This is a genomic window from Blautia sp. AM47-4, from assembly GCF_003479865.1.
GTDB lineage: Bacteria > Bacillota > Clostridia > Lachnospirales > Lachnospiraceae > Fusicatenibacter > Fusicatenibacter saccharivorans.
The window spans coordinates 1-950 of sequence record NZ_QUHY01000096.1 but is presented as its reverse complement, the minus strand read 5'-3'; the positions used below and the strand labels follow the sequence as shown (position 1 = coordinate 950).

Below are 950 nucleotides of genomic sequence, written 5' to 3'. Positions count from 1 at the left end.
CCTATGAGGCAAAGCTGGAACAGATGGCGGAGCGCGGCTCTGTGGGGCGTGCGTCCATCAGCGACCAGCTCAAAGCCGGAAAAGCGGCTGCCGAACAGGCAAAGGCAGAGCGGCCTCCGAAGGAAAAGCCCAGCCGCAGTGCAGAGCGTTGACCTCGGGCCATGCTGGCACGAAGCAGAAAGGAGGCGGGAACCATGCCACGCAAACGGACGGGCTATGACGCGGCCTGCTACTATGACGGAAAACTGCTGGGCCGCTGTACCAAAGCGGACAGCGACGCCTATACCCTGTTGATGAACGCCTGCGGCGGGGACGCCGCCCGTGTCCTTCGGGAATATGCCTATTTTTCCCCGGAACTGAAAGCCATCTTAGAAAAGGCAGCACTCATGCAGGCGGACCGGAGCCGGACGGGCGGAATGTTCCATGCGCCGAAAAGCTCCCCATGGGGCGAGGTGCAAAGCTGTGAAACCCTCTGTCCGGGGGTGTTTCTGGTATCTACCGCCAGCCACGGCGGAACGATGGTGGCAAACGAGGTAGCCGCCGTCCTCTCCCCGGCGGCGAAAAAGTGCGGCTTCAAGGATAAGGGCTATATCTGCTATGAGGAGGACGCACAGGAAAGTGTGGTGCTCCGGGAACTGCTGGACAAAAAGCTGTGGAAAATCCCTGACCGCATTAAGGACAAAGAACAGTTTGAAGAAAAACTCAATCAGTCCATCCGGCAGTATCACCCCGAATACTGGCGGGCAAGGCAGAGCGGACGAGAGGCCGCCGAAGCTGCCCGCAGCACAGCCCCGGCCAAAGAGGCCGCAAGATAACCTCGGGCCATGCTGGCCCGAAGCAATAAAGGAGGTGTACCAAAATGGCCTATGTGCCAGTACCAAAAGACCTTTCCAAAATCAAGACAAAGCTGGCCTTCAACCTAACGAAGCGCCAGCTTGTTTGTTTTTCCA

At 58.4% G+C, this 950-nt stretch carries 2 protein-coding genes; both read left to right on the top strand.

The window, feature by feature from the left end; all coding sequences use genetic code 11:
* Positions 1 to 161: 161 nt before the first annotated feature.
* The gene (locus DW965_RS18745) at positions 162 to 815 is read left to right on the top strand and encodes a DUF7007 domain-containing protein (RefSeq protein ID WP_119188446.1); all 654 of its coding nucleotides are present in this window, start codon (positions 162 to 164) and stop codon (positions 813 to 815) included.
* Between the two features lie 44 nt (positions 816 to 859).
* The coding region (locus DW965_RS18740; RefSeq protein ID WP_147398828.1) for a PrgI family protein at positions 860 to 950 on the top strand (91 nt) is incomplete at its 3' end.

What these genes read in the sequence shown, in the direction of transcription:
- DW965_RS18745 (WP_119188446.1), top strand. Translation starts at nt 162, where the DNA reads ATGCTGGCACGAAGCAGAAAGGAGGCGGGAACCATGCCACGCAAACGG.